The sequence below is a fragment of the Rhizobium sp. NPDC092011 genome, from assembly GCF_044756305.1.
Taxonomy (GTDB): domain Bacteria; phylum Pseudomonadota; class Alphaproteobacteria; order Rhizobiales; family Rhizobiaceae; genus Rhizobium.
This window is the reverse complement of record NZ_JBIVSO010000002.1, coordinates 768938-790882: the sequence shown is the minus strand read 5'-3', so window position 1 is coordinate 790882 and position 21945 is coordinate 768938. Positions and strand designations below refer to the sequence as shown.

Sequence of the window (21945 nt, the reverse complement as noted above, 5' to 3'; positions counted from 1 at the left end):
AAAATCAAAGCTCAAGAGTTCCCGAGGCAATTCGCACAGCTTGGCCGCCAATACGGGCATTGGCGATCTGCCCGCCATCGACATCGAGGTGAAGGTGAATCAGCGAAGGGCGTCCCATCTCGATACCTTGCTCGATGATAACCGGATGATGCCCATCCGGCAGTCCGTCGAACTGATTGATGGCACCGGAGAGCGCCGCCACGGCTGAGCCGGTCGCCGGATCCTCGACAATGCCCATCCCGACAGGAAACATGCGGGCATGAAATTTGGCGACATGATTGACGCCGCCGCGGCAATAAACGAAGGCGGAAGCGAGCGCACCATCCACAAAAGGAACGGTCTTTTCCCAAAGTTGCAGGTCGAACTCCAGTCTTTCGGCAGCGCCAACATCATGCACCGGCACCAGAAGGAAGGGCACGCCGGCGCTCCAGATGGACGGGACATGGTTCTCGAAGCCGATCTCGGTAATCTTCAAACTGAGCGCATTGGCGATATCAGCCCTGTCGAGCGGCAGAGGAATCTGCTGCGATTTTCTCGGCAGATCGAACTCGGCAAAACTCGCCTTGTTTTGACGCAGCTTGATGGCACAGCGGACCGGGCCGACCCGCTCATCCAGCACGGAAACAAGATCGAGATCGCCGCCATGGCTGGCATGGGTCTTCTCCGCAAGCGCGATTGCCGTTCCGACCGTCGGATGGCCAGCGAAAGGCAATTCGCGACCGGGCGTGAATATTCTAAGATTGGCGGTATGTGCAGGATTCTGCGGCGGCAGAACGAACACCGTCTCGGAGAGATTCATCTCTCGGGCAATCGCCTGCATCGCCTCGTCGCTCAAGCCCTCGGCATCGAAGATGATGGCAAGGGGGTTTCCCGCCAGCTTGCTGTCGGTAAACACATCATAGATACTGTAGCTGCGCGCCAATCCTGCCTCCATCCACGCTTCAAGACACTATCATTCATACCGGCCAGCGACTCCAGCGCAAGCCCAAGCTATTTCCCTCTGCCGAAGAACCAAGCGAGGATCGGCAGCATCGCGGGACTGTAGTGATGCGCCGCCGGATCGGCCGATCTTATGGCGACCGCCCCATCGACCTCGTCCTCTTCGGAAATCAGCATATGCGCCTCGATCTTCCGCAGCATATCATCAGCCGTCCATGGAAAATGAAAAATGCGAAAAAGGGTGACCGAACGGCCGACATGTGTGCCGTAATAGCCGGGTTCGGCGACCGCATCGTTCAGATCCAGGCCGGTCTCCTCCAGAACCTCGCGCCGCATGTTGCCTTCGACATCGCAGTGCCCGTCGACAATATCGCTCTCATCCATCGATCCGGCGGCGCAATAGACCTGACCGGGATTAGCCGTGTGCGGCGCCATGCGGATCGCAATCAGCGCTCCGTCGGACGAAATAGCCACGGCAAAGGCAAAGAGATGAAAACCACCCCGCGCCCTCTGCTTGCGCCATAGGAGAAAGGTCGAAAACGGCGTGACATAGGCTTCGCCCTTGACCACCCCATCTCGGATTGACACGTGATGCTGGAAGACCATGCGGCCGTCATAGAGCGCTGGATTGGCATCGATCTCCCTCGCCCAATTCTCCCGCACCGCCTCCACCTCACGCACATGAAAAGGATGCTCACCGGGCGAAACGGCGAGATCGATGTGGGAAACCGGAAACACGCTGCCTTCCGGCGGCCAGCCGGCCATGTCGTTCTGTTCTGAAACGGTCATATCAAATCCAATGTCATGACGACGGGGCAGTGATCGGAGGCTTTCGGCCGATCCCAGCCGACGCGCGGATAGCGCCCCACCTCCTGCCCCGGGGGAAATATGGTGCGGAAAGGCTGGCCCGACCGGACGATATCGGGAGTGCGCGTCGCATTCGCGCGCGCCAGCGCCGGAGACAGCCAGATATAGTCGAGTTGGCAGAGCCGCTGCTCCTGCGGCCCGCGTGCGTGATAGAGCGTCCAGCGATCCAATTCGTCGCGCCGCCGCGTGACGTTCTCCACGAAGCCGTCATGGCTGAAAACGTCGAGAGCGCTTTCATTGTCCTCGGTGCGCGGCTCGAAACGATAGCCGGTGCGGCGAGTGCCGATGACATCGATCCATTCCTGGTAGTCGTTCATATCTCCGCAGATGGCGAAATTCTTCGTCGCGGTATGGCCGGCACCAAACCGATCCTCGATGATACGACGAACCGCCAGCGTCTCCGCCCGGCGGATCGGCATGGTCGCGTGGCGCCCGTCCATTCCTTCACGCGCCGGCCCCATCGATTTGAGGTGGACCACGTAAAGCGAGAACGGCACGCCACCGATATGAAGATGCAGTTCGAGGCAATCGCGCTTGAAGATCTTGTCTTCTGCATGGTGGCCAAGCTCCGCAAGCTCGTCGGTGAAAATGCCAAAATCGCCGTAAGTCACCATGGCGTGACTCTTGATGTCGTTCAGCACGATCGGCTGGCCGTCACGCGTTTCCTCACGCATCATGACGGCGACGTCGATGCCGCGACTGTCATTCCCCTCGATCAGATATTTCTGGCGATAGCCATTTCCCACCATGCGGTAGAGATAGCCATATTCGAACGCCTGCAGCGCGGCCATGTTGTCCACCTCCTGCAGGCAGATGATGTCCGCATCGGCGTCAGCGATCGCAAGCGCCGTCATCTGTCGGGTGTCGTCGGTCGCGGCAACCACGCGCGCCGCTTCCAGCTGCTGATAGACCTCTTCATTGCGGACATCGAAGATCTGCAACACGCGATCCTGCCGCAGCTGATTGCGAAAACCGGTATAATCGAAACGTGTCAGAAGGTTTTCGACATTGAATGTCGCGAGACGCAGGGACATGAAGCATTCCAATTTACGAGAAGCCAATTTACGAAAAGACTGTGAGCCGGCTTATTACTTCACATCAGCCGGCTTTGGCGGTAACGGTCGACTTGAACTTGCCCATCAGATACGGGCCGGAAAGAACAGGCGCGTATTTCGGCTCTTCCCCTTCCTTCAGGCATGAGGGCAGGCAGGCAATCTCGGCAAACCAGTTCGGCTGGTGGAAGAAGGCAAGCGACTGTCGCCGCTGCATGCCACCCTCTTCCGGTGGCGGATTGACGACGCGATGCACCGTAGAAACCCAGCGATCATTGGTCCAGAGCGCCATCAGGTCGCCGATGTTGATGACGAAGGCGCCCTCCACCGGCGGCACCGGCGTCCAGTTGCCATCGGGCGCGATGATCTCAAGCCCCTTCGAGCCCGGCTGCGGCAACAAAATCGTCAAACTGCCATAATCGGTATGCGCGCCGGCACGAAGCTGGCCGGGTTGCGGCGGCACGTGCTGCTCGGGATAATTCAGTGCTCTCAGTGCGCTGATCGGCGCATCGACATAGGAATCGAAGAAGTGCTCGTCGAGGCCGAGCGCGGTTGCGAATACCCGCATGATACGCGCCGCCAGATCCTCCATCGCCCCGTAATAGGCCTTCCATGCCTCGACGAATCCATCGGGGCCATCCGGCCAGATGGTGGCGGCATAGCAGAAGCCGAGCGCATCAGGATCGCTCATGCCTGCGGGAACGGAAAGCGGGCCGCCATTGAAGCTCTCCTTGAGGTCCGGCGGCGTGTCGACATTGCGCGATTTTGCGAGCGCCTCGGTGCCCGGCCCGAGATAACCATAGGGATAGCCCGGATAGAGCGTCTTGGCGCGCTGTTTCGTTTCGGGCGGCAGATCGAAAAATGCCTGCATCTTCTTCCAAACCTGGCCGATAACGGCGTCGGTAACGCCGTGGTTGGCAATTGCCAGGAAGCCGGTAGAGCGGCATATCCGATCCACTTCTGCGCCGAGCCGTTGTTTCTCGTTATGGTCGGCAGCCTCGAAGGCGCCGAGATCGAAAATCGGAAAACTATGATCGGACATACGCGACTCCCATTCGTGACGTCGAAGTAAATCAATCATAGGAGGCGACGGGGAACAACCATCTTGTCCCCTGTCCACTCAAAGCCGCCATGCAGAGCGAATGGCAACCGGATAGTCGTCGCCCGCGGCAACCGGCTCGCGACTATAGGCGCGCAGCACCTGCCCATCCGGCATTGATAGCCTCAGCGCATAGCGCTCGCCCTCATAGAGAACGGAAACAACCCGGCAGCAAATGCCTGCCGCATCGGCAACCACATCTTCGGGCCGCACCAGAATATCGGCACTCCCCGAGCCGTCCGCCCGGCTGCCCCACAGGCCCCGGAAGGACGACCAGTCGATGCGACGCAGCCCACCACTAGGAAGGCAGAGCGAAAGAATAGCGCCCTGCCCGACAAGGCCACCGACCATTCGCCCTTCGGGGCGCGCATAGATCTCCGCCGGGGGAGCCATCTGCAACAGCCGTCCCTCAGACATGACGGCAACGTCGGTCGCGAGCGCCATGGCCTCGCTCTGGTCATGCGTGACGTAGACCATCGTCGCGCCCGAACGCTGGTGAAACTCGCGGAATGTCTCCTCCATCTCCTTCTTCAGATGACGGTCGAGATTGGCGAGCGGCTCGTCGAGCAGCACGACGTCGGGCGATGTCACCAGGCAGCGAGCAAGCGCCACGCGCTGACGCTGACCACCAGAGAGATCAGCGGGTCGCCGCTCCGCATAATCGCCGAGACGCACGGTCGAAAGAGCCTCACGCACCTTCTCACGGTAGCGTTCGCCGGAGATGCCGCGCACCTTCAGCGGATAGCCGACATTCTCCGATACGTTCATATGCGGCCAGAGCGCGTAGGATTGGAACACCATCGCCATGTTGCGCCGTTCCGGCGGCAGCATGTTTGCGGCATCCGCCAGCAAGCGCTCGCCGAGGTGGATGGACCCATCCGTCGGTTGCTCGAAGCCGGCGATCATCCTGAGAACCGTCGTCTTACCGCAGCCGGATGGACCAAGCAGTGCCAGGAAGCCGCCCTCGCGAACGTCGAGCGACAAGGCATTCACGGCGGCGCGTCCGCCTGTGCCGAAATCCTTGCTGATGTGATTGAGGATCAGCTTCGCCAAGGCACAACTCCTTTCGGCAGGCGCTTGGCCATGATTTCCAGAAGCACCATCATGACAACGACCATGGCGATGACGATGACCGACATGGCGGAGGCGAGATCGGCGCTGCCGCCATCATCGAGATTGTAGATGACGACGCCGAGCGTTTGGGTGCCGGCCGACCAGAGCAGCGCCGAAACCGTCAACTCGTTGCAGGCGATCAGGAAAACGAGAATTACCGAGGCACCGGCCGCAGGAGCGATCAGCGGCACGATGATATCGAGAAGCCGGCGGGAAAAGCCTGCCCCCGAAAGCCGAGCAGCCTCCTCCAGCGCCGGATCGAGCTGCAGGAAGGCACTCATGACCGGTTTCAGGCTGACGGCAAAGTAAGCGGAGAAATAGGCAAGCAGGATGATCCAGATCGTCCCGTAAAGCGTGATGTTGAGGATCGGCAGAGGTGCAGCGAACACGAGAATGAAGCAGACGGCAATGATGATGCCCGGAAGCGCATAAGGGATCTCGATCATGCCGCTGACGATGCGGCTCAGCATGTCCTTGCGCCGCGTCAAAGCATAGGCGGCAAGCACTGTCACCAGCAGGAGACCGAGCGACGTCATGCTTGCCAGGAACAGGGAATTGGAAAAGGCGGTGCGCGTGACCGTTTGCCGAAACAGGATCTCGGTGAATGCGTTCAGCGATGCCGTCTTGAAGGTCAGAGGCACACCATAGGTCGGCACCAGCGCACCGGCGACCAGCGCCAGAAAGGGCGCGACGAGCATGACGAACAGGATGGCGCAGAGCACGGGCAAGGCAAGATAGCGCCAGCGGCCGAGCGAAAAGGCGGCCGTCGCACCGGAAATGCCGATGACGCGATAGTCGCGTCCCTTCAAAGCCCTGCTCTGCACGGCAAGACCGGCAACCGCAATGACCGCGATCATCGTCGACAGCACGGCGATGTCGCCGAAGGTGCGCGGCCCGAAACTGGAGAATTTGGTGAAGATCAGGGTCGACAACGTGTAGATCGATGCGGGTATGCCGAGGATTGCGGGAATGCCGAAATTGCCGATCGATGAGACGAAGGCGATTGCCGCTCCAGCGATGACGCCGGGCAAAGACAAGGGCAGGATGATATCGCGGAAGACGCGCAGACCGGACGCGCCCGAAAGCCTGGCGGCCTCGACGCCATCGCGCGGCAGCGCCATCAGGCCGGCCCGCAGCGCGAGATACACCAGCGGGGCATGCTGTACGCCATAGAGCAACGCAATGCCGCCGATGGAATAAAGCGGCTGCGGCGATCCAAGCGGCGGTGCTATGTGCAACGCTTTCAGCAAGGGGCTCGATGGTCCGGACATCTGCACCCAGGCAAGTGCGGTCACCTGTGGCGGGATCATCATCGGCAGCACGAAGAGGAAGCCGAGCAGGCCCCTGCCGGAAAGATCGGTCAGAGTCAGCAGGAATGCGAAGAGGCAGCCGAGAACGACAGAAACGATCGTGCCGAGTAAGGCTGTTTCGATCGTGTACCATGCCGAACGCCAAAGGGCGGGATCGGTGATGAGCTCATAGGTGCCGCCTCTCAGCAACGCCTCGACACCGACCATTGCCAGCCGCGCCAGCGGCAGAACGCTGAGCAGCAGGACGACGGCAACAACAAAAGGAAACAGCCAGGCCGGCTGGCTGTTTCCCCTACGTACATATCCGTACATCTAAAATCCGGGCCGGATTACTTCGACTTGAAGTAGGTGGAGAAGGTCTTCAGGTCCTGATCCGTATTCTTGAGAGCATCGGCTGCATTCAACGGCAAAAGCTTGATGCTGTCACGTGCCGGAAAACCTTCCGGCAACGGCGTGCCGTTGCGGGCCGGAATATAGCCGAGCTTCAGGAAGCCTTCCTGGCCCTTTTCGGAGAGCACGTAATCGACAAACTTCTTGGCGGCATCGGCATGCTGCGTGCTGGCGAGAATGCCGACCGGTTCAGTAACGGCCGAAACGCCTTCCTTCGGGAAGACGAACTCCAGCGGAGCACCCTTGGCCTTTTCCCGGATCGGCATGTAGTCGACGATCATGCCATAGGCCTTCTCGCCGGATGCAACAGCTTTAAGCACAGCGCCATTACCGCCCGAGGCGATAGCGCCGTTCTCGGCGAGGTTCTTATAGTAGTCCCAGCCGAGGCTGCCGACGCCGGCAAGCGTCTGCGCATGAATGAGAGCAGCGCCGGAAGCAAGCGGGCTCGGCATGGCGACAAGGCCCTTGGCTTCCGGCTTGACCAGATCCTGCCAGCTTGCCGGCTTGAGCGACGCGGCAGTGTTGTAGACTATGCCGGTCGTGATCAGTTTCGTGGAGTAATAATAGCCTTCGGCGTCATAAAGCGAAGCATCGTAATTCGCGGCTTCCGGCGACTTGTAAGCAAGCAGCTTGCCTGCTTCCTTCAGCCGCTCGAGTGTCACGGTGTCGGCGATCAAAAGAACATCGGCGGCTGGTGCGCCGGCCTGCATTTCCGCCTGCAGCTTGGCGATGATCTGCGGTGTGCCATCGCGAACCCAATCGACCTTGATACCGGGATTGGCCGCCATGAAGCCATCTACGGTGGCCTGCGCATCAGCATTCGGCTGGCTGGTATAAAGGACCAGGTCAGCGGCGCTGGCGGTGCCGGAGAAAAGAGCGAGGGCCAACAGGCCGGCAAAGGCGGAAACAAAGGTCTTCATAAAAACGTCCTCGGCTGAGTTGTAGGAGGGTTGTCTAGACGCGCGGCTTAACATGATTGTGACAGTTGAATTTGCACAGATTGTCCTTGGTATGATGATTGAATCTTGACCGCCGTCATCTGTCCCTATTTCCTGACATGCAAATATCAGATGGGATCGAGGAGGAAAGATCTATGGAATATCGCCTGCTTGGCCGCTCCGGCCTCAAAATTTCCACCATCACCATGGGCACCATGACCTTCGGCGGCGTCGGTTGGGCAAAAGCCACCGGCGATCTCGGCGTCAAGGAAGCAAAGAAACTCGTGGACATGTGCGTGGATGCCGGCGTCAACCTGCTCGACACAGCGGATGTCTATTCGCAGGGCGCTTCGGAAGAAATCATCGGCGAGATCATCGGTGGTCGGCGCAAAGACGGCTTGCTCATCGCTACCAAGGCCCGCTTCCCGATGGGTCCCGGCGTCAACGATGTCGGCTCCTCCCGCCAGCATCTCATCCAGGCCTGCGAAGCCAGCCTGAAGCGCATGAAGACCGATGTCATCGATCTCTATCAAGTGCATGAATGGGACGGACAGACGCCCCTCGAAGAAACGATGGAAGCGCTCGACACCCTGGTACGCCAAGGTAAGGTCCGCTACATCGGCTGCTCGAATTTCTCCGGTTGGCACATCATGAAGGCGCTCGGCGTCAGCGAGCGCGACAAGCGCGAACGTTTCGTCAGCCAGCAGATCCACTATACGCTCGAAGCCCGCGACGCCGAAAACGAGCTTGTTCCCATCAGCATCGACCAAGGCCTCGGTATCCTCGTCTGGAGCCCGCTTGCCGCCGGACTGCTCTCAGGCAAGCATCGCCGCAATCAGGCGACGCCGGAGGGCACGCGCCAGTTCGCCGGCTGGACGGAACCGCCGATCCGAGACGAAAACCGCCTGTGGAATATTGTCGATGCACTCGTGGAGGTCGCCGACGGTCGCGGCGTCTCGGCGGCCCAAGTCGCGCTTGCCTGGCTCATCGGCCGCAAAGGCGTCACCTCGGTCATCGTCGGCGGCCGTAACAAGGCACAGTTCAAGGACAACCTCGCCAGCGCCGAGCTAAAGCTGACCGATGAGGAGCGCAAGCGTCTCGACGATGTCAGCCTGCCGCCGTTGATGTATCCCTATTGGCACCAGCGCAATACCGCCAGCGACCGGCTCAGCGAGGCCGACCTTTCTCTGATCGGCCCGCATCTGGCGAAGTAGATTGAAAACGGCGTGGCGGCTCAGGCCGCCATCGCCCCGATCTCGCTCGATATCAACTTGCCGAGCCGCGAAATGCCTTCTTCTATCATCTCGTCATTGGCGCACGAAAAGCTGACGCGGAACGTATTCGCGCCTGTGCCATCCGCAAAGAAGGCCTGACCGGGAACGAAGGCAACCTTCGCTGTCTCAAGCGACCTTGCCAGCAGCTTGGCGCCGTCCATACCCTTCGGCAGGGTGATCCACACGAACATGCCGCCCTGCGGCTTCGTCCAGCTGACGCCGTGTGGCATATATTTGGCGAGCGCCGCCAGCATACAGTCGCGACGGTGGCTATAGGTCTTGCGGACCTTGGCAACCTGCGCATCGAAACCACGTTCGGCAACCTGATGGATGGCGATCTGGTTGATGGTCGAGGAATGCAGGTCGGCCGCCTGCTTCATCAGCACCAGCTTGCGGATGACAGGCGCATTGGCAACGACGAAGCCGACACGAAGGCCCGGCGCCAAGGTCTTGGAAAAGCTGCCGCAATAGATCGTGCGCGTATCGTTGATATTGCCCTTGCGCGCGATTTCCAGCGCCAGGATCGGTGGGATCGCCTCGCCGTCATAACGCAGCGATTGATAGGCGGCATCCTCGATGATGGCGATATCGAGTTCGTCGCCGAGATCGATGAGTTTCTCGCGGGCTGCGAGATCGACCGTTTCACCAGTCGGATTGGCGAAATCGGCTGAGAGATAGGCAAACTTGACCCTGCCGCCTGCCTTCGTGGCGGCAGCGCTGTAGGAGTCAGGCGTCCGGTTGCCGTTCGGCGTCAGCTGGTCATACGTCGGCTCATAGGCATTGAAGGCCTGCAGGGCGCCGAGATAGGTCGGCGCCGTCACCAGTGCCGTATCGTTCGGCGACAGGAAGAGCTTGCCGAGATAATCGAGACCCTGCTGCGAACCGGAAACGATGAAGACGTTTTCAAGTTCGCAAGGGACGCCGAGCGCCGCCATCTGCCCAACGAGCCATTCGCGCAGCGGCTTGTAGCCTTCGCTGACCGAATATTGCAGGGCAGCGTTGACGGTCGGACCGGAAAAGATGTCGGCATAAGCCTGCTTGAATTCGGCATCCGGAAACAATGCCGGATCGGGAATACCACCGGCAAACGAGATGATATCCGGCCGCTCCAGCAGCTTCAGCAGTTCGCGGATTTCGGAGGCGCGCATACGGCTCGAACGCGTCGCAAAGATATTTTCCCAATTCAACATGGGGCTTCCTCGTAATTTTCGGTCTTTCCGAGACAAAATCACGCAACAAAAGATAAGTCAACAATGCTGACCTAATTTGTTTTCATTGCCTCTGAGAATCGCAATTTTTCCTGATAGGAATAAGCCCCTGAACCCGAGTAACTGAGTCAAAAGAAATCATGAGCACGGACCCGACTTCATCGTTTTACGCTGAAAACGCCAGCATCTATGCGGCGCGCGAACGTAACCTGCCCAGGCAGAGGCTGGATGCATTTCTGGATTCCTTACCCGTGGGTGCATCCATCCTGGAGCTCGGTTGCGGCGCCGGTCAGGATGCGGCCTACATGCTGTCGCGTGGCTTCGACATCACGCCGACAGACGGTTCGGCGGAGCTCGCCAACGAAGCCGAGAAGCTGATCGGCAGGCCCGTCCGGATCATGCGGTTCGAGACGCTCGACGCCAGCACTGCTTTTGACGGCATATGGGCGGAGGCTAGTCTCCTTCACGTACCGCGCTCCGACCTTGCAAATATCTTCGACCGGATTCTGCACGCCTTGAAGGATGGCGGCATCTTCCATTCGAGCTTCAAGGCTGGAGACGCAGAAGGGCAGGACACTCTCGGCCGCTACTACAATTATCCTTCGGTCGAATGGCTTGGCGCGATCTTGAACACCGGTGGCTGGAAAGACATCATCATCAATGAAGCAGACGGTGGCGGCTTCGATGGCAAGCCTACGAAATGGCTTTACGTCTCAGCCCGAAAATAGGCTGTGAGCAGAAGCAGAAAGGCCGGAGCATTGCCCCGGCCTCACTCTATTCCGGCAGTGCCGAAAGCTTAGTTGACCGACTTGTCGACCAGCTTGTTCTTGCCGATCCAAGGCATCATGCCGCGCAGCTTGGAGCCGACTTCTTCGATCTGGTGGCTGTCGTTCAGACGGCGGATGCCCTTGAAGCGAGCTGCGCCCGAACGATATTCCTGCATCCAGTCCGAGGTGAACTTGCCGGTCTGAATGTCCTTCAGGACGCGCTTCATTTCGGCCTTGGTTTCAGCCGTGATGATACGCGGGCCGGTGACGTATTCGCCCCATTCAGCCGTGTTGGAAATCGAGTAGTTCATGTTGGCGATGCCGCCTTCATAGATCAGGTCGACGATGAGCTTCACTTCGTGCAAGCACTCGAAATAGGCCATTTCCGGCGCGTAACCAGCTTCGACCAGGGTTTCGAAGCCAGCGCGGATCAGCTCGACGAGACCACCGCACAGAACGACCTGTTCGCCGAAGAGGTCGGTTTCGCACTCTTCGCGGAAGTTGGTTTCGATGATACCCGAACGGCCGCCGCCGACGCCGCAGGCGTAGGAGAGAGCGAGTTCAAGGGCATTGCCGGAAGCGTTCTGGTGAACGGCAACGAGGCAAGGAACGCCGCCGCCCTTCTGGTATTCGCCGCGAACCGTATGGCCCGGGCCCTTCGGAGCGATCATGACGACGTCAACCGAAGCCTTCGGCTCGATGAGGCCGAAGTGAACGTTGAGGCCGTGCGCGAAAGCGATAGCAGCGCCGTCGCGGATGTTCGGAGCGATGTCGGCCTTGTAGATGTCTGCCTGCAGTTCGTCCGGGGTCGCCATCATCATCAGGTCGGCCCAGGCAGCAGCTTCGGCAACGGTCATGACCTTGAAGCCATCGGCTTCTGCCTTCTTGATCGTGGGCGAGCCGGCCTTGAGCGCGATCGCAACGTTCTGTGCGCCGCTGTCCTTCAGGTTCAGCGCGTGAGCGCGGCCCTGCGAACCGTAGCCGATGACGGCGACCTTCTTCGACTTGATGAGGTTGAGATCGGCATCACGATCGTAATAGACGCGCATTGTTTGTCCTTCCCTTTGCTTGTCTGGTGTAAACTTGGATCTGCTCAGACGGTCGCCGCTGCTTCCGCCAAAACCTTTTCCGTGCCGTAAAGCTTGAGGAAGGCAGTAACAGCCTTCTCCGCCTGACGGCTGGAATCCTTCAAACCGGGCTCGCCGAGCAGCATGCGGACATGCAAATCGGAAACGATGAGCCCGTAAAACGTGTGATATGCCTCGTCGGCATCCATGAAGCGAAGCAGCCCTGCCCGCTTGCCGGCATCGATCAGGCCGCTGGCACGGCGGTCGATCTGCCGGCGGCCGCGCTCTAGCAAAAGCTTGCCGAGCTTCGATCCGTCGCGGTTCGACTGGCCGATCGCCAGGCGGTTCAGTGCCAGCGACACGTCACCCGCCAGAACTTCCAGCAGATCGCGGGCAAAGACGACGAGATGATCATGCAGGCTCGACACCGTCAGACGTTCGCCGTTGCGCTCGAAGGTGCGCACCTTGCTCGCCTGATAGGCGATCATCGCCGATAGCAGACCGTCGCGGTCGCCGAACCACTTATAAAGACTTTCCTTGGAGCAATTGGCGGCGCGGGCCACGCCAGAGGTCGTCAGCGCCTTTTCGCCGCCGTCGACGAGGAGACGCAGCGCCTGTTCCAGAACGGCGTTCTGGCGCGGCGAAAACTCGCTCGACTGTCCTACTTCGCTCAGCACGATGCTACTCCCAAATGCGTACCGTACGGTACGGTTCGTGAGGCGTTATGCAGCACGCCGCAACGGTCGTCAAGCGGAATTCGTTGCTGCACTGCGCTAAAAAGATTGAGGGGTGGTTGTCATGCCGGGCATGGAGCGAATAGACCTTGTCGGCCCCTTTATTGCTGCTGAGATCCATTGATGAAGTCCATATTCAGCCATCCCTGCAAGACGCGGCCGGCGCGGGCCGCTGGGCACAGGCAAAGAGGCAAAGGCCAAACAATCGCTCGACTTATCGGCATCTGCATAACAGCCGCACTATTCCACTTGCCAGGGTCGGCGAATGCGGCAGCCAAATCGCCAGCCCAACCTGCCGGCCACTATTGCGGCCAGCTTCTTTCCAGCGGTCGGTTGGTGGATGTTGAAACGTCGCTGCAGGTCGATGCCAGGGGTCACCTATCGGGGACATATCGTTTCGACGATGACGGCAACACGACGGCGGGCACGCTCTCGGAAGTCGGGAAGACTCCTGGCACGGTTCGAACACTGCGCTGGTTCGACAGATATGGGATGGGCTCGCTGACAATCCGCTTCGAGGCCGGCTACCGTCGTTTCGAAGGTCTGTGGGGACCGCAGAACGCGACTCCGAGCTACACCTGGAACGGCGGCAGTTGCGGCACACCCATCAGCTAACGTCCTTTTACGGCAGAAGCTACTCTGCAGCGACCACGCTATTGCGCATGGCCTCGACATCCTTCAGCGGCGGCAGGCCATAGAGGCGGCTGTACTCCCGGCTGAATTGCGAGGGGCTTTGATATCCGACCCGATGACCGGCCGACCCGACATCAAGTTGCTCGACGATCATCAACCGCCGCGCCTCATGCAGGCGAAGCTGCTTTTGATACTGCATCGGCGACAAAGCGGTGACGGTCTTGAAATGGTGATGCAGTGAAGAAACGCTCATGCCGACCCGCTCGGCCAGATCTTCGATGCGCAGAGGCTGCTCGAAGTTGCCGCGCAGCCATGCGACGGCACGCGCCACGCGGTTGCTCTGGCTCTCCGCCATCGCGATTTGCAAGAGCCGAGGACCATTCGGCCCGGTCAGCAGGCGATAGAGAATTTCCTGCTCGATCAATGGCGCCATAGCGGGAATGTCTTCCGGGCGATCAAGCAACCTGAGCAGCCGCAACGACGCATCCAGTAATTCCGGCGACGCCGTATTCACCGCGATCCCGCGCACGGGCTCAGCCGTCAGCGCCTGGCGCGGAACGCTGACGCGCGACAACAGCTCTTTCAGTCTCTCGCTATCGAGCGCCATACCGAAACACAGATAAGGCGTATCGCTGCCGACATTGGTGACCTGCGTCGAGACGGGAAGATCGAGCGCGGTCAAAATATACTCGCCGACGCCGTAGTGATAGGTTTCGGCACCGATCGTCAGGCTCTTGCGACCCTGAACCACAACGGCAAAGCAAGGCCGGTAGGCCCCATGTTGCCAGACTGTCACCGCCGATTGCCGATAGAGATGAAGACTGTCTATCGGCGTTTGATGCTCCCCATCTCCCGTGGCGAAACGTGCAACGATGGATGCGAGTTCCTGATTGGGATTGAAAGGCAGCGTCATGTGCAACCGATTGTTTTGGAGTGGATATCGAGACTTATCTAGGTAACGTCGTCCGATCGTGAAAGACCCAACGCGCATTTAGATTCGCAGGATCGTACATAAAGCTTGCAGGATCGCTCTAACGCTTCGGCCTTTTCCCGTTGCATAGTCAGGCATCGAATTTCGCTCCCACCTCCTCCGAAAACAAGGAAATCTCCCATGCCTATCGCAAAGGGTTATGCCGCGACCGACGCGTCCAAGCCGCTTACTCCGTTCACTTTCGAGCGCCGCAATCCCAACGAAGACGATGTCGTCATCTCCGTCCAATATTGCGGCGTCTGCCATTCGGACATCCACCAGGCCCGCAACGAGTGGGGCAATTCGAGATACCCGATGGTGCCGGGCCATGAAGTGGCAGGCGTCGTGACTGCCGTCGGTTCGAAAGTCACCAAGTTCAAGGTCGGCGATCGCGTCGGCGTCGGCTGCTTCGTCAATTCCTGCACGACCTGCGCCACGCGCGACCTGGATTACGAGCACTACATGCCCGGCGTAGTTCAGACCTACAACGATGTCGAAGCAGACGGCGAGACGCCGACCTATGGCGGTTACTCCGATAGCATCGTCGTCAAGGAAGGCTATGTCCTCTCCTTCCCCGATAATATCCCGCTCGACGCAGGCGCACCGCTGCTTTGCGCCGGCATCACGCTCTATTCGCCGCTGCGCCACTGGAAGGCCGGTCCCGGCAAGAAGGTTGCGATCGTCGGCATGGGCGGCCTTGGCCACATGGGCGTCAAGCTGGCCCATGCCATGGGTGCCGATGTCACGGTTCTCAGCCAGACGCTTTCGAAGAAGGAAGACGGCCTGAAGATCGGTGCCGACCACTACTATGCGACCAGCGATGCCGAGACCTTCACGAAGCTCGCCGGCACCTTCGACCTCATCATCATGACGGTCGGTATCGCAGTCGACTGGAATGCCTATCTCGGCCTCTTGAAGTTCGATGGCAGCATGGTCGTCGTCGGTGCGCCCGAGCACCCGGTTCCGGTGCATGCCTTCTCGCTGATCCCCGGCCGCCGCAGCCTCTCAGGCTCCATGATCGGCTCGATCAAGGAAACCCAGGAAATGCTCGACTTCTGCGGCGAGCACAATATCGTCTCCGAGATCGAGAAGATCAGCATCCAGCAGATCAACGAAGCCTATGAGCGCGTGCTGAAGAGCGACGTCCGCTACCGCTTCGTCATCGATATCGCCTCGCTGGCATGAATAAAAAAGGCGGCGTCCTAAGCGGACGCCGCCTCTTTGTTATTCCTCGCGCATGGTTTCCCTCTGCGTGATCAGCCGGGCGCTGTGCTGCCGGCTGATATAGATCCACAGCCAGCTCCAGGCGACCGCGATGCGCCATCGCACGCCGATCAGGAAGTAGATGTGGGCAAGGCCCCACACCCACCAGGCGAGCCATCCCCTCAGCTTCAGCCAGCCGAAATCGATGATCGCAGCACTTTTGCCGATCGTCGCAAGGCTGCCTTGATGGCGATAGTGGAATGGCCCGGGAGCGGGTTTGCCGGCCAGCTTTGCCTTGATCACCTTGGCGACATAGGCTCCTTGCTGCTTGGCAGCCGGAGCGATCCCCGGCACCGGACTGCCGTCGTCGCGCATGACGGCTGCCGTATCGCCGATCACGAAGACATCACCCTTGTCCGGTGCCCGCAAATCCTTGTCGACCACGGCACGGCCGGCGCGGTCCGCGGGAATATCCAGCCACTTTGCTGCCGGCGACGCCTCTACGCCGGCCGCCCAGACGATGGTGCGGCACGGCACGAAAACATCGCCGATCGTAACACCCTCAGCCGTGCAGGACGTCACCGGCTTGCCGAAACGCAGATCGACGCCATGCGATTCCAGCTCCCGGCGAGCATAGTCGGAAAGATCCTCCGCGAAAGCGGCCAACACTCGCGGACCAGCTTCGACGAGAATGATCTTCGCCTTGCTCGTATCTATATTGCGGAATTCCTTCGGCAAGGTCGTTCGCGCCAGTTCCGAGATGATCCCGGCCAGTTCGACACCCGTCGGCCCTGCCCCGACAATGACGAATGTCAGGAGCGCTTCACGGACAGCAGGATCCGTTTCCATCTCCGCCTGCTCGAAGGCAAGCAGCACGCGGCGGCGGATGGTGGTGGCATCCTCGAGCGTCTTCAATCCCGGCGCCACCGGCTCCCATTCGTCATGGCCGAAATAGGCATGAGTGGCGCCCGTCGCCAGCACCAGCGTGTCGTAAGGGATCCTCTGCCCATTCTTCAGCAGCACCTCATGCGCTGCGCTATCGACGCCGACGACTTCGGCAAGCAACGTCGTCACTTCCGGCCGGTCCCGGAAGAAATTGCGGATCGGCCAGGCGATCTCCGATGTGGCGAGCAAGGTCGTCGCGACCTGATAGAGAAGCGGCTGAAACAGGTGGTGATTGCGCCGGTCGATCATCGTTATGCGGACGGGCGCGCCTTTCAGATCGTTGACGACCTGCACTCCGCCGAAACCGCCCCCGACAACGACAACACGATGATCCTGCATGGCAACACCTCATGGCTATGTTTCGTCGAAAACGTAGGGTTGAGACGGGTAAGCAGCAACTCTCTTTTATGCATGGCACCCCTGCGTCGTCACAATAGTGCAAAACGTTTACTGGGCATAACCGACGGGAACCGACGTGCCGCCTTTCAACTCCTCCATCGAGATCGAGGCCGAAACATCGAAGAGTTCGATCTTACGCACGAGCATCTTGTAGATGACGTCGTAGTGCTCCACCCGCGGCAGCACGATCTTCAGAATATAGTCGTAGTTGCCGGTAAGCCGGTGCGCCTCGACAATCTCCGGAATATCGCCGATCGCCTTACGGAATGCCTCGATCCACTCGTCTGCATGATGCGCCGTCTTGATCATCGCATAGACTGTGGTGGGCACACCCATCTTCTCGCGATCGAGCACGACGATGCGGCGCGCGATATGGCCGCTTTCTTCCAGCCGCCGAATACGGCGCGAACAGGCGGAGACCGATAGAGCGACACGATCGGCAAGCTCCGTCACCGAGGTGCCGGCATCGGCTTGCAAAATTTCGAGAATCTTTCGGTCACGTTCGTCAAGCATGTGCGGCACCTTCTCACTATCGCGCCGTCATTTTGCACAAAATGCGATTTATGCGCAAATTATTGCAGATTAAATTGTCGATCCCACAAAGATTGCAAACACAAGGCGCATGAATCGCAACACTATTGCCCTACTTACGAACAGGAAGCGGAGAACAGCAATATGCGCACTATAGGTCTCATCGGCGGCATGAGTTTCGAGAGCTCGGCAGTTTATTATCGCCAGATCAACGAGATGGTTCGCGATCGGCTCGGTGGTCTCTCCTCCGCCGAAGTGCTGATGTACTCCGTCAACTTCGAGGAAATTGTCGCCCTGCAGAAGGCCGGGCGCTGGGATGATGCAGCCGCCCGCCTCGGTGGCGTTGCCCATCGCCTGCAGGCAGCCGGCGCCGAATGCGTGCTCATCTGCACCAACACGATGCATCTGATCGCGCCGGAAGTCGCCTCGCTCATTTCCGTACCGCTCATCCACATCATCGACGAAACCGCCGCAGCCCTGAAGGCTGCAGGACGGGTAAAGCCGCTGCTGCTTGCCACGCGCTATACCATGGAGCACGGCTTCTATGCCGAACGCATGGCCCAGAACGGCATCTCCATCATGGTCCCCGGCCCCGAAGATCGGACCGTGACGCATGACATCATCTTCAACGAACTTTGCGCCGGCGTCATCAAGGACGAGTCGCGCAGCAAGCTGCATGACATCATCGACCGTGCCAAGGCCGAAGGCGCCGACAGCGTCATCCTCGGCTGCACCGAGATCTGCCTCATCCTCGATCCCAATGCACTGGTCCTGCCCGGCTTCGACACGACGACGATCCATGCCGAAGCGGCCGTCGACTTCGCTCTAGCCCAGGAAGATGCACGCAGCTGCGCCGCATGAGTTTACAATTTACTTGACTGAGTCAAATAAATAATGGACATCGTCTCCTATAATTGAGGAGACGATGTCCCATGACCGATGCTGCCGAATTTGCAACAATTGACGCAGTCCGCGACTTCAATCGCTTCTATACGAACTTTCTCGGCGTCCTGAACAAGGCCTACCTCGACAGTCCCTATACGCTGACGGATGTCCGCGTCCTGTTCGAAGTCGGCTTTCGTGGCGGTGTCGCCGCGTCCATGCTGACGCGCGAGCTGCATCTCGATCCCGCCTACCTCAGTCGCATCATCAAACGTTTTCGCCAGGACGGCTTGATCGAAACGAAACCCGATCCCGATGACGCGCGCAGCCAGGTCATATATGTCACCGACAAGGGATATGATCAGTTTCAGGAATTCGTTCGCCGCTCCCGCGCCCAGATCGCCGAATATTTCGACAGGCTCCCCTTTGGGGAACCCGAGCGAATCGTCGAAGCGATGCGGCTCATCCAGGACACGCTTGATGCGAACCGCAACGCGCCTCTCCCTGCCATCATCCGCCATCACCGGCACGGCGATATCGGCTGGATCGTGCAAAGCCAGGCGCGCTTTTACTGTGGGGAACTCGGCTGGGATCATCGCTTCGAGGCACTGGCGGCCGAAGTTGCCGGAAAGTTCCTGGCCAACTTCGATCCCGAAAAGGAGCGCTGCTGGATCGCAGAGCGCGGCGGGTTGAACGTCGGCTCGATTATGGTCGCCGACGGTGGCAATGGCGTCGCCAAACTCCGGTTGCTCTACGTCGACAAGGCGGCACGCGGCCTCGGCCTTGGCAAACTGTTGGTCGACGAATGCATCCGCTTCTCCCGCGAGGTCGGCTACTCCAAACTATCGCTGTGGACGAACGATATCCTCGATACCGCACGAGCCATCTACATCAAGGCAGGATTCAGACTGGTGGCAGAGGAAAAGCACCGCATGTTCGGCCCCGAATTGAACGGCCAAACCTGGGAGCTGGATTTGTAAATCCCAACAAATCCGGAGGTAGACAGGACACTGGTCGATCCCTAGTTTCGATAGACCTCATATGTACATCGAAACGGCTTCCGCCATGACCGCCAGTGCCGACACGCTTATTCTGCCCATCGCCGGCGAGTATATCGACGGCTTCCACAAGGCACTCGATACCGTTGCGCGCGAGCGGAAATATCTGACGCTGCTCGAGGCGCCACCGCCGGAAAATGCGCGCGCCTTCGTCCTTGGCATGATCGCCAAAGGCAATCCACAATTCGTTGCTTTGGCCGATGGCGAAGTCGTCGGCTGGTGCGACATCAGCCGCCATTCTTTCCCGTCCCACGCCCACGCTGGTAACCTTGGGATGGGGATCATTCCCGCCTATCGCGGCCGGGGCATCGGTCGCAAACTGATCGAGACGACTTTGCGGGCTGCGTTCGATGCCGGCATTGAGCGCGTGGAACTAAGCGTCCATGCCGATAATGACCGAGCCATAGCCCTTTACGAAAAGGTCGGATTTGTCCGGGAGGGCCTTGCACGCAGATCCGTGCGCATCGACGGATGCTACAAGGACGCAATCCATATGGCCATCATCGACCAATAGGGAAGCCGCGCCCCCTACACAACCGATGGCAAAAGAAGATGATGGCATCGCGGCGCGAAATCCGCTTGATTTGGAAACGATCATTTCCTAAAAGAATCCCATGACGACAGACATCATAGATATCGCGCCCAGACTTCGCGGCCGCCCGAGGGAATTCGACATGAATACAGCGCTCGACGAAGCGCTGCGGGTCTTCTCGGAGCGCGGCTACCACGCCGCATCGATCAGCGAGCTGACCGACGCCATGGGACTGACCGCAGGCAGCGTCTACAAGGCCTTCGGGGACAAGCGCGGCATCTTCCTCGCCGCCTTCGACCGCTATCGTCAGGTCCGCCAGCAACGGATCGAGTCATGCCTTGCCGAGGCTGCCGACGGCTACGCCAAGCTTTTCGCACTGGCGGTCTTCTTCGCCGAATCCTCCTGCGGCGAGACTGGCCGGAGAGGTTGCCTCGTTGTCGGCAGCGCTACGGAGCTGGCGCTTTTCGACGAAGAGGTGGCTGGCCGCGTTGCTGCGGCTTTCAACTTCGACGAACGGCGTCTTCTCGACCTCATCCGGCTGGGACAGGCGGATGGTTCGATACCTCAGCATGTCGACGCCGAAACCGCCGCCTGCGCGATGCTGTGCCTTACCAAGGGAATGCGCATCATCGGAAAGACCGGTCCCAAACCCGAACGCATGTTCGCCGTCGCGGAGGCGGCGATGAAACTGTTGAACTGATTTTTCATGAAATTTCCGGGCAAGCCCTCCCAAGAAGCCCCCACGCCCGCACCGAGGACAAGACATGTCTGCAACTGCCGCTGCCAGACGGGAGAGCGCACCGCTCCCCGAAAAGACCATTTCACCACTGATGACCTTCATGTTCGCCGCCGCCTGCGGGCTCGTGGCGGCCAATATCTATTATGGTCAGCCGCTAGCCGGGCCGATCAGCCAGTCGCTCGGCTTTTCCCCGGCCGCGACCGGCCTCATCGTGACGCTGACCCAGATCGGTTATGGCCTCGGCCTGCTGCTGATCGTGCCGCTTGGCGATCTGCTTGAGAACCGCAAGCTTGTTCTGATGCTGGTCGCGTTGGCGGCGCTCGCCCTCGTCGGCGCCGCCTTCGCCTGGTCGCCATCGCTGTTCCTCCTGGCTTCGCTCTGCATCGGTCTCGCCTCGGTTTCCGTGCAGGTCCTTGTGCCCTTTGCCGCTCATATGGCGCCAGATGCCAGCCGCGGCGCAGTCGTCGGCAATGTGATGAGCGGCCTGCTTTGCGGCATCATGCTCGCTCGTCCCGCCGCAAGCTTCCTCTCAGAACTTTTTTCCTGGCATGCGGTCTACCTCATCTCTGCCGGCATCATGATCGGGCTGATCGTTATCCTGCGCATCGTGCTGCCCACCCGCGTGCCACATACCAGGCTGCGCTACACCCAGCTTCTGTCTTCCATGGGCCATCTTGCGCTGCATACGCCGGTGCTGCAGCGGCGCGCGCTCTATCAGGCCTGCATGTTCGGTGCGTTCAGCCTCTTCTGGACGACGACGCCGCTGCTTCTGGCAAGCCCGGCCTTCGGCCTGACGCAAAACGGCATCGCCCTCTTCGCGCTGGCAGGTGCGGCAGGCGCGATCGCCTCGCCGATTGCCGGACGCGTCGCAGACCGCGGCTGGACGAGGCTCGCCACCGCCTTTGCTATGACACTCGCTATCCTCGCCTTCCTGATCGGGCACCTCTCCGGCGGCGGCTCGCTGCTGGCGCTGATCACGCTGACCATCTCCGGCATCATGCTCGATTTCGGCGTGCAGACCAATCTGGTGCTCGGCCAGCGTGCCATCTTCGCCCTCAGCGCAGAACACCGCAGCCGCCTCAACGGTCTCTACATGGCAACTTTCTTTGCCGGCGGCGCCATCGGTTCGGCGCTTGGCGGCTGGGCCTATGCCACCGGCGGCTGGAACCTCGCCTCATGGTTCGGTATCGCCTTTCCGGTGATTGCGCTGCTCGTATTCCTGACCGAGCGCAGGGACTGATCAGAGCAATTCCAACAAAAGTGCGCAGCGGTTTTGCGTCCGGAATTGCATAAGA

General features: G+C 59.8%; 22 protein-coding genes. 9 read left to right on the top strand and 13 right to left on the bottom strand.

What is annotated here, in order from left to right; genetic code table 11:
• Positions 1-4: 4 nt before the first annotated feature.
• From ACIQJ2_RS12235 to ACIQJ2_RS12205, 7 genes are all read right to left on the bottom strand, one after another.
• Positions 5-922, bottom strand: a complete 918-nt coding sequence (locus ACIQJ2_RS12235; protein ID WP_400668904.1) for a PhzF family phenazine biosynthesis protein — start codon at positions 920-922, stop codon at positions 5-7.
• 68 nt (positions 923-990) lie between these two features.
• Entirely contained in the window at positions 991-1728 is a 738-nt protein-coding gene (locus ACIQJ2_RS12230) for an NUDIX hydrolase (protein ID WP_400668901.1), read from the bottom strand.
• On the bottom strand, positions 1725-2840 hold the full coding sequence (locus ACIQJ2_RS12225; protein ID WP_400668899.1) for an endonuclease/exonuclease/phosphatase family protein: 1116 nt from the start codon (positions 2838-2840) through the stop codon (positions 1725-1727). The genes ACIQJ2_RS12230 and ACIQJ2_RS12225 overlap by 4 nt, the downstream gene beginning before the upstream one ends.
• Positions 2841-2904: 64 nt before the next feature.
• Complete coding sequence (locus ACIQJ2_RS12220) at positions 2905-3900, bottom strand: isopenicillin N synthase family dioxygenase (RefSeq protein ID WP_400668896.1); 996 nt, start codon at positions 3898-3900, stop codon at positions 2905-2907.
• A 78-nt stretch (positions 3901-3978) separates the two neighbouring features.
• Positions 3979-5010: an ABC transporter ATP-binding protein gene (locus ACIQJ2_RS12215; protein WP_400668894.1), complete on the bottom strand. Its 1032-nt coding sequence runs from the start codon at positions 5008-5010 to the stop codon at positions 3979-3981.
• The gene (locus ACIQJ2_RS12210) at positions 4998-6692 is read right to left on the bottom strand and encodes an ABC transporter permease (protein ID WP_400668891.1); all 1695 of its coding nucleotides are present in this window, start codon (positions 6690-6692) and stop codon (positions 4998-5000) included. Before ACIQJ2_RS12210 ends, ACIQJ2_RS12215 begins: the two co-directional genes overlap by 13 nt.
• Positions 6693-6709: 17 nt before the next feature.
• Positions 6710-7690 (bottom strand): ABC transporter substrate-binding protein, encoded by a 981-nt coding sequence (locus ACIQJ2_RS12205; RefSeq protein ID WP_400668888.1) that lies wholly within the window; start codon positions 7688-7690, stop codon positions 6710-6712.
• Positions 7691-7863: 173 nt separating this feature from the next.
• Between ACIQJ2_RS12205 and ACIQJ2_RS12200 the strand changes: the two genes are divergently transcribed.
• Complete coding sequence (locus tag ACIQJ2_RS12200; protein ID WP_400668885.1) at positions 7864-8922, top strand: aldo/keto reductase; 1059 nt, start codon at positions 7864-7866, stop codon at positions 8920-8922.
• Between the two features lie 20 nt (positions 8923-8942).
• Here the strand turns inward: ACIQJ2_RS12200 and ACIQJ2_RS12195 are convergent, their stop codons facing one another.
• A complete protein-coding gene (locus ACIQJ2_RS12195; RefSeq protein ID WP_400668882.1) occupies positions 8943-10172 on the bottom strand; it encodes a PLP-dependent aminotransferase family protein in 1230 nt (409 codons plus the stop codon).
• 158 nt (positions 10173-10330) lie between these two features.
• Between ACIQJ2_RS12195 and ACIQJ2_RS12190 the strand changes: the two genes are divergently transcribed.
• On the top strand, positions 10331-10918 hold the full coding sequence (locus ACIQJ2_RS12190) for a class I SAM-dependent methyltransferase (protein ID WP_199145829.1): 588 nt from the start codon (positions 10331-10333) through the stop codon (positions 10916-10918).
• Positions 10919-10986: 68 nt separating this feature from the next.
• On the opposite strand, the gene ilvC is transcribed toward ACIQJ2_RS12190, so the two are convergent.
• Together ilvC and ACIQJ2_RS12180 are read right to left on the bottom strand one after the other, a co-directional pair.
• Positions 10987-12006, bottom strand: a complete 1020-nt coding sequence (gene ilvC / locus ACIQJ2_RS12185) for a ketol-acid reductoisomerase (RefSeq protein WP_400668877.1) — start codon at positions 12004-12006, stop codon at positions 10987-10989.
• Positions 12007-12050: 44 nt separating this feature from the next.
• Positions 12051-12701 carry a TetR/AcrR family transcriptional regulator C-terminal domain-containing protein gene (locus tag ACIQJ2_RS12180; protein WP_092855439.1) on the bottom strand — a complete coding sequence of 217 codons (651 nt, stop codon included), beginning with the start codon at positions 12699-12701 and terminating at the stop codon, positions 12051-12053.
• Between the two features lie 180 nt (positions 12702-12881).
• Here ACIQJ2_RS12180 and ACIQJ2_RS12175 point away from each other — a divergent pair, with 180 nt between their 5' ends.
• Positions 12882-13373: a hypothetical protein gene (locus tag ACIQJ2_RS12175; RefSeq protein ID WP_400668874.1), complete on the top strand. Its 492-nt coding sequence runs from the start codon at positions 12882-12884 to the stop codon at positions 13371-13373.
• A gap of 19 nt (positions 13374-13392) precedes the next feature.
• Here ACIQJ2_RS12175 and ACIQJ2_RS12170 read toward each other — a convergent pair whose 3' ends face one another.
• Positions 13393-14304, bottom strand: coding sequence for an AraC family transcriptional regulator (locus tag ACIQJ2_RS12170; RefSeq protein WP_199145835.1), 912 nt, complete (start codon positions 14302-14304; stop codon positions 13393-13395).
• Between the two features lie 198 nt (positions 14305-14502).
• Between ACIQJ2_RS12170 and ACIQJ2_RS12165 the strand changes: the two genes are divergently transcribed.
• Positions 14503-15546, top strand: coding sequence for an NAD(P)-dependent alcohol dehydrogenase (locus ACIQJ2_RS12165; RefSeq protein ID WP_199086072.1), 1044 nt, complete (start codon positions 14503-14505; stop codon positions 15544-15546).
• A gap of 39 nt (positions 15547-15585) precedes the next feature.
• Here the strand turns inward: ACIQJ2_RS12165 and ACIQJ2_RS12160 are convergent, their stop codons facing one another.
• Together ACIQJ2_RS12160 and ACIQJ2_RS12155 are read right to left on the bottom strand one after the other, a co-directional pair.
• A complete protein-coding gene (locus ACIQJ2_RS12160; protein WP_400668869.1) occupies positions 15586-16848 on the bottom strand; it encodes an NAD(P)/FAD-dependent oxidoreductase in 1263 nt (420 codons plus the stop codon).
• 108 nt (positions 16849-16956) lie between these two features.
• Positions 16957-17421, bottom strand: a complete 465-nt coding sequence (locus ACIQJ2_RS12155; RefSeq protein WP_400668866.1) for an Lrp/AsnC family transcriptional regulator — start codon at positions 17419-17421, stop codon at positions 16957-16959.
• 162 nt (positions 17422-17583) lie between these two features.
• On the opposite strand from ACIQJ2_RS12155, the gene ACIQJ2_RS12150 reads away from it, so the two are divergent.
• The 5 genes from ACIQJ2_RS12150 (at position 17584) to ACIQJ2_RS12130 (ending at position 21890) form a co-directional block, all read left to right on the top strand.
• Positions 17584-18300: an aspartate/glutamate racemase family protein gene (locus ACIQJ2_RS12150; RefSeq protein ID WP_400668865.1), complete on the top strand. Its 717-nt coding sequence runs from the start codon at positions 17584-17586 to the stop codon at positions 18298-18300.
• 71 nt (positions 18301-18371) lie between these two features.
• Positions 18372-19301: a GNAT family N-acetyltransferase gene (locus ACIQJ2_RS12145; protein ID WP_400668862.1), complete on the top strand. Its 930-nt coding sequence runs from the start codon at positions 18372-18374 to the stop codon at positions 19299-19301.
• A gap of 61 nt (positions 19302-19362) precedes the next feature.
• A complete protein-coding gene (locus tag ACIQJ2_RS12140) occupies positions 19363-19893 on the top strand; it encodes a GNAT family N-acetyltransferase (protein ID WP_400668860.1) in 531 nt (176 codons plus the stop codon).
• Between the two features lie 100 nt (positions 19894-19993).
• Positions 19994-20611: a TetR/AcrR family transcriptional regulator gene (locus tag ACIQJ2_RS12135; protein ID WP_400668858.1), complete on the top strand. Its 618-nt coding sequence runs from the start codon at positions 19994-19996 to the stop codon at positions 20609-20611.
• 64 nt (positions 20612-20675) lie between these two features.
• On the top strand, positions 20676-21890 hold the full coding sequence (locus ACIQJ2_RS12130) for an MFS transporter (protein ID WP_400668855.1): 1215 nt from the start codon (positions 20676-20678) through the stop codon (positions 21888-21890).
• The last annotated feature ends 55 nt before the right edge of the window (positions 21891-21945 follow it).

What these genes read in the sequence shown, in the direction of transcription:
- ACIQJ2_RS12140 (WP_400668860.1), top strand. Translation starts at nt 19,363, where the DNA reads ATGTACATCGAAACGGCTTCCGCCATGACCGCCAGTGCCGACACGCTT.
- ilvC (WP_400668877.1), bottom strand. Translation starts at nt 12,006, where the DNA reads ATGCGCGTCTATTACGATCGTGATGCCGATCTCAACCTCATCAAGTCG.
- ACIQJ2_RS12170 (WP_199145835.1), bottom strand. Translation starts at nt 14,304, where the DNA reads ATGACGCTGCCTTTCAATCCCAATCAGGAACTCGCATCCATCGTTGCA.
- ACIQJ2_RS12175 (WP_400668874.1), top strand. Translation starts at nt 12,882, where the DNA reads ATGAAGTCCATATTCAGCCATCCCTGCAAGACGCGGCCGGCGCGGGCC.
- ACIQJ2_RS12220 (WP_400668896.1), bottom strand. Translation starts at nt 3,900, where the DNA reads ATGTCCGATCATAGTTTTCCGATTTTCGATCTCGGCGCCTTCGAGGCT.
- ACIQJ2_RS12190 (WP_199145829.1), top strand. Translation starts at nt 10,331, where the DNA reads ATGAGCACGGACCCGACTTCATCGTTTTACGCTGAAAACGCCAGCATC.
- ACIQJ2_RS12135 (WP_400668858.1), top strand. Translation starts at nt 19,994, where the DNA reads ATGACGACAGACATCATAGATATCGCGCCCAGACTTCGCGGCCGCCCG.
- ACIQJ2_RS12195 (WP_400668882.1), bottom strand. Translation starts at nt 10,172, where the DNA reads ATGTTGAATTGGGAAAATATCTTTGCGACGCGTTCGAGCCGTATGCGC.
- ACIQJ2_RS12160 (WP_400668869.1), bottom strand. Translation starts at nt 16,848, where the DNA reads ATGCAGGATCATCGTGTTGTCGTTGTCGGGGGCGGTTTCGGCGGAGTG.
- ACIQJ2_RS12145 (WP_400668862.1), top strand. Translation starts at nt 18,372, where the DNA reads ATGACCGATGCTGCCGAATTTGCAACAATTGACGCAGTCCGCGACTTC.
- ACIQJ2_RS12210 (WP_400668891.1), bottom strand. Translation starts at nt 6,692, where the DNA reads ATGTACGGATATGTACGTAGGGGAAACAGCCAGCCGGCCTGGCTGTTT.
- ACIQJ2_RS12130 (WP_400668855.1), top strand. Translation starts at nt 20,676, where the DNA reads ATGTCTGCAACTGCCGCTGCCAGACGGGAGAGCGCACCGCTCCCCGAA.
- ACIQJ2_RS12205 (WP_400668888.1), bottom strand. Translation starts at nt 7,690, where the DNA reads ATGAAGACCTTTGTTTCCGCCTTTGCCGGCCTGTTGGCCCTCGCTCTT.
- ACIQJ2_RS12230 (WP_400668901.1), bottom strand. Translation starts at nt 1,728, where the DNA reads ATGACCGTTTCAGAACAGAACGACATGGCCGGCTGGCCGCCGGAAGGC.
- ACIQJ2_RS12225 (WP_400668899.1), bottom strand. Translation starts at nt 2,840, where the DNA reads ATGTCCCTGCGTCTCGCGACATTCAATGTCGAAAACCTTCTGACACGT.
- ACIQJ2_RS12200 (WP_400668885.1), top strand. Translation starts at nt 7,864, where the DNA reads ATGGAATATCGCCTGCTTGGCCGCTCCGGCCTCAAAATTTCCACCATC.
- ACIQJ2_RS12165 (WP_199086072.1), top strand. Translation starts at nt 14,503, where the DNA reads ATGCCTATCGCAAAGGGTTATGCCGCGACCGACGCGTCCAAGCCGCTT.
- ACIQJ2_RS12155 (WP_400668866.1), bottom strand. Translation starts at nt 17,421, where the DNA reads ATGCTTGACGAACGTGACCGAAAGATTCTCGAAATTTTGCAAGCCGAT.
- ACIQJ2_RS12150 (WP_400668865.1), top strand. Translation starts at nt 17,584, where the DNA reads ATGCGCACTATAGGTCTCATCGGCGGCATGAGTTTCGAGAGCTCGGCA.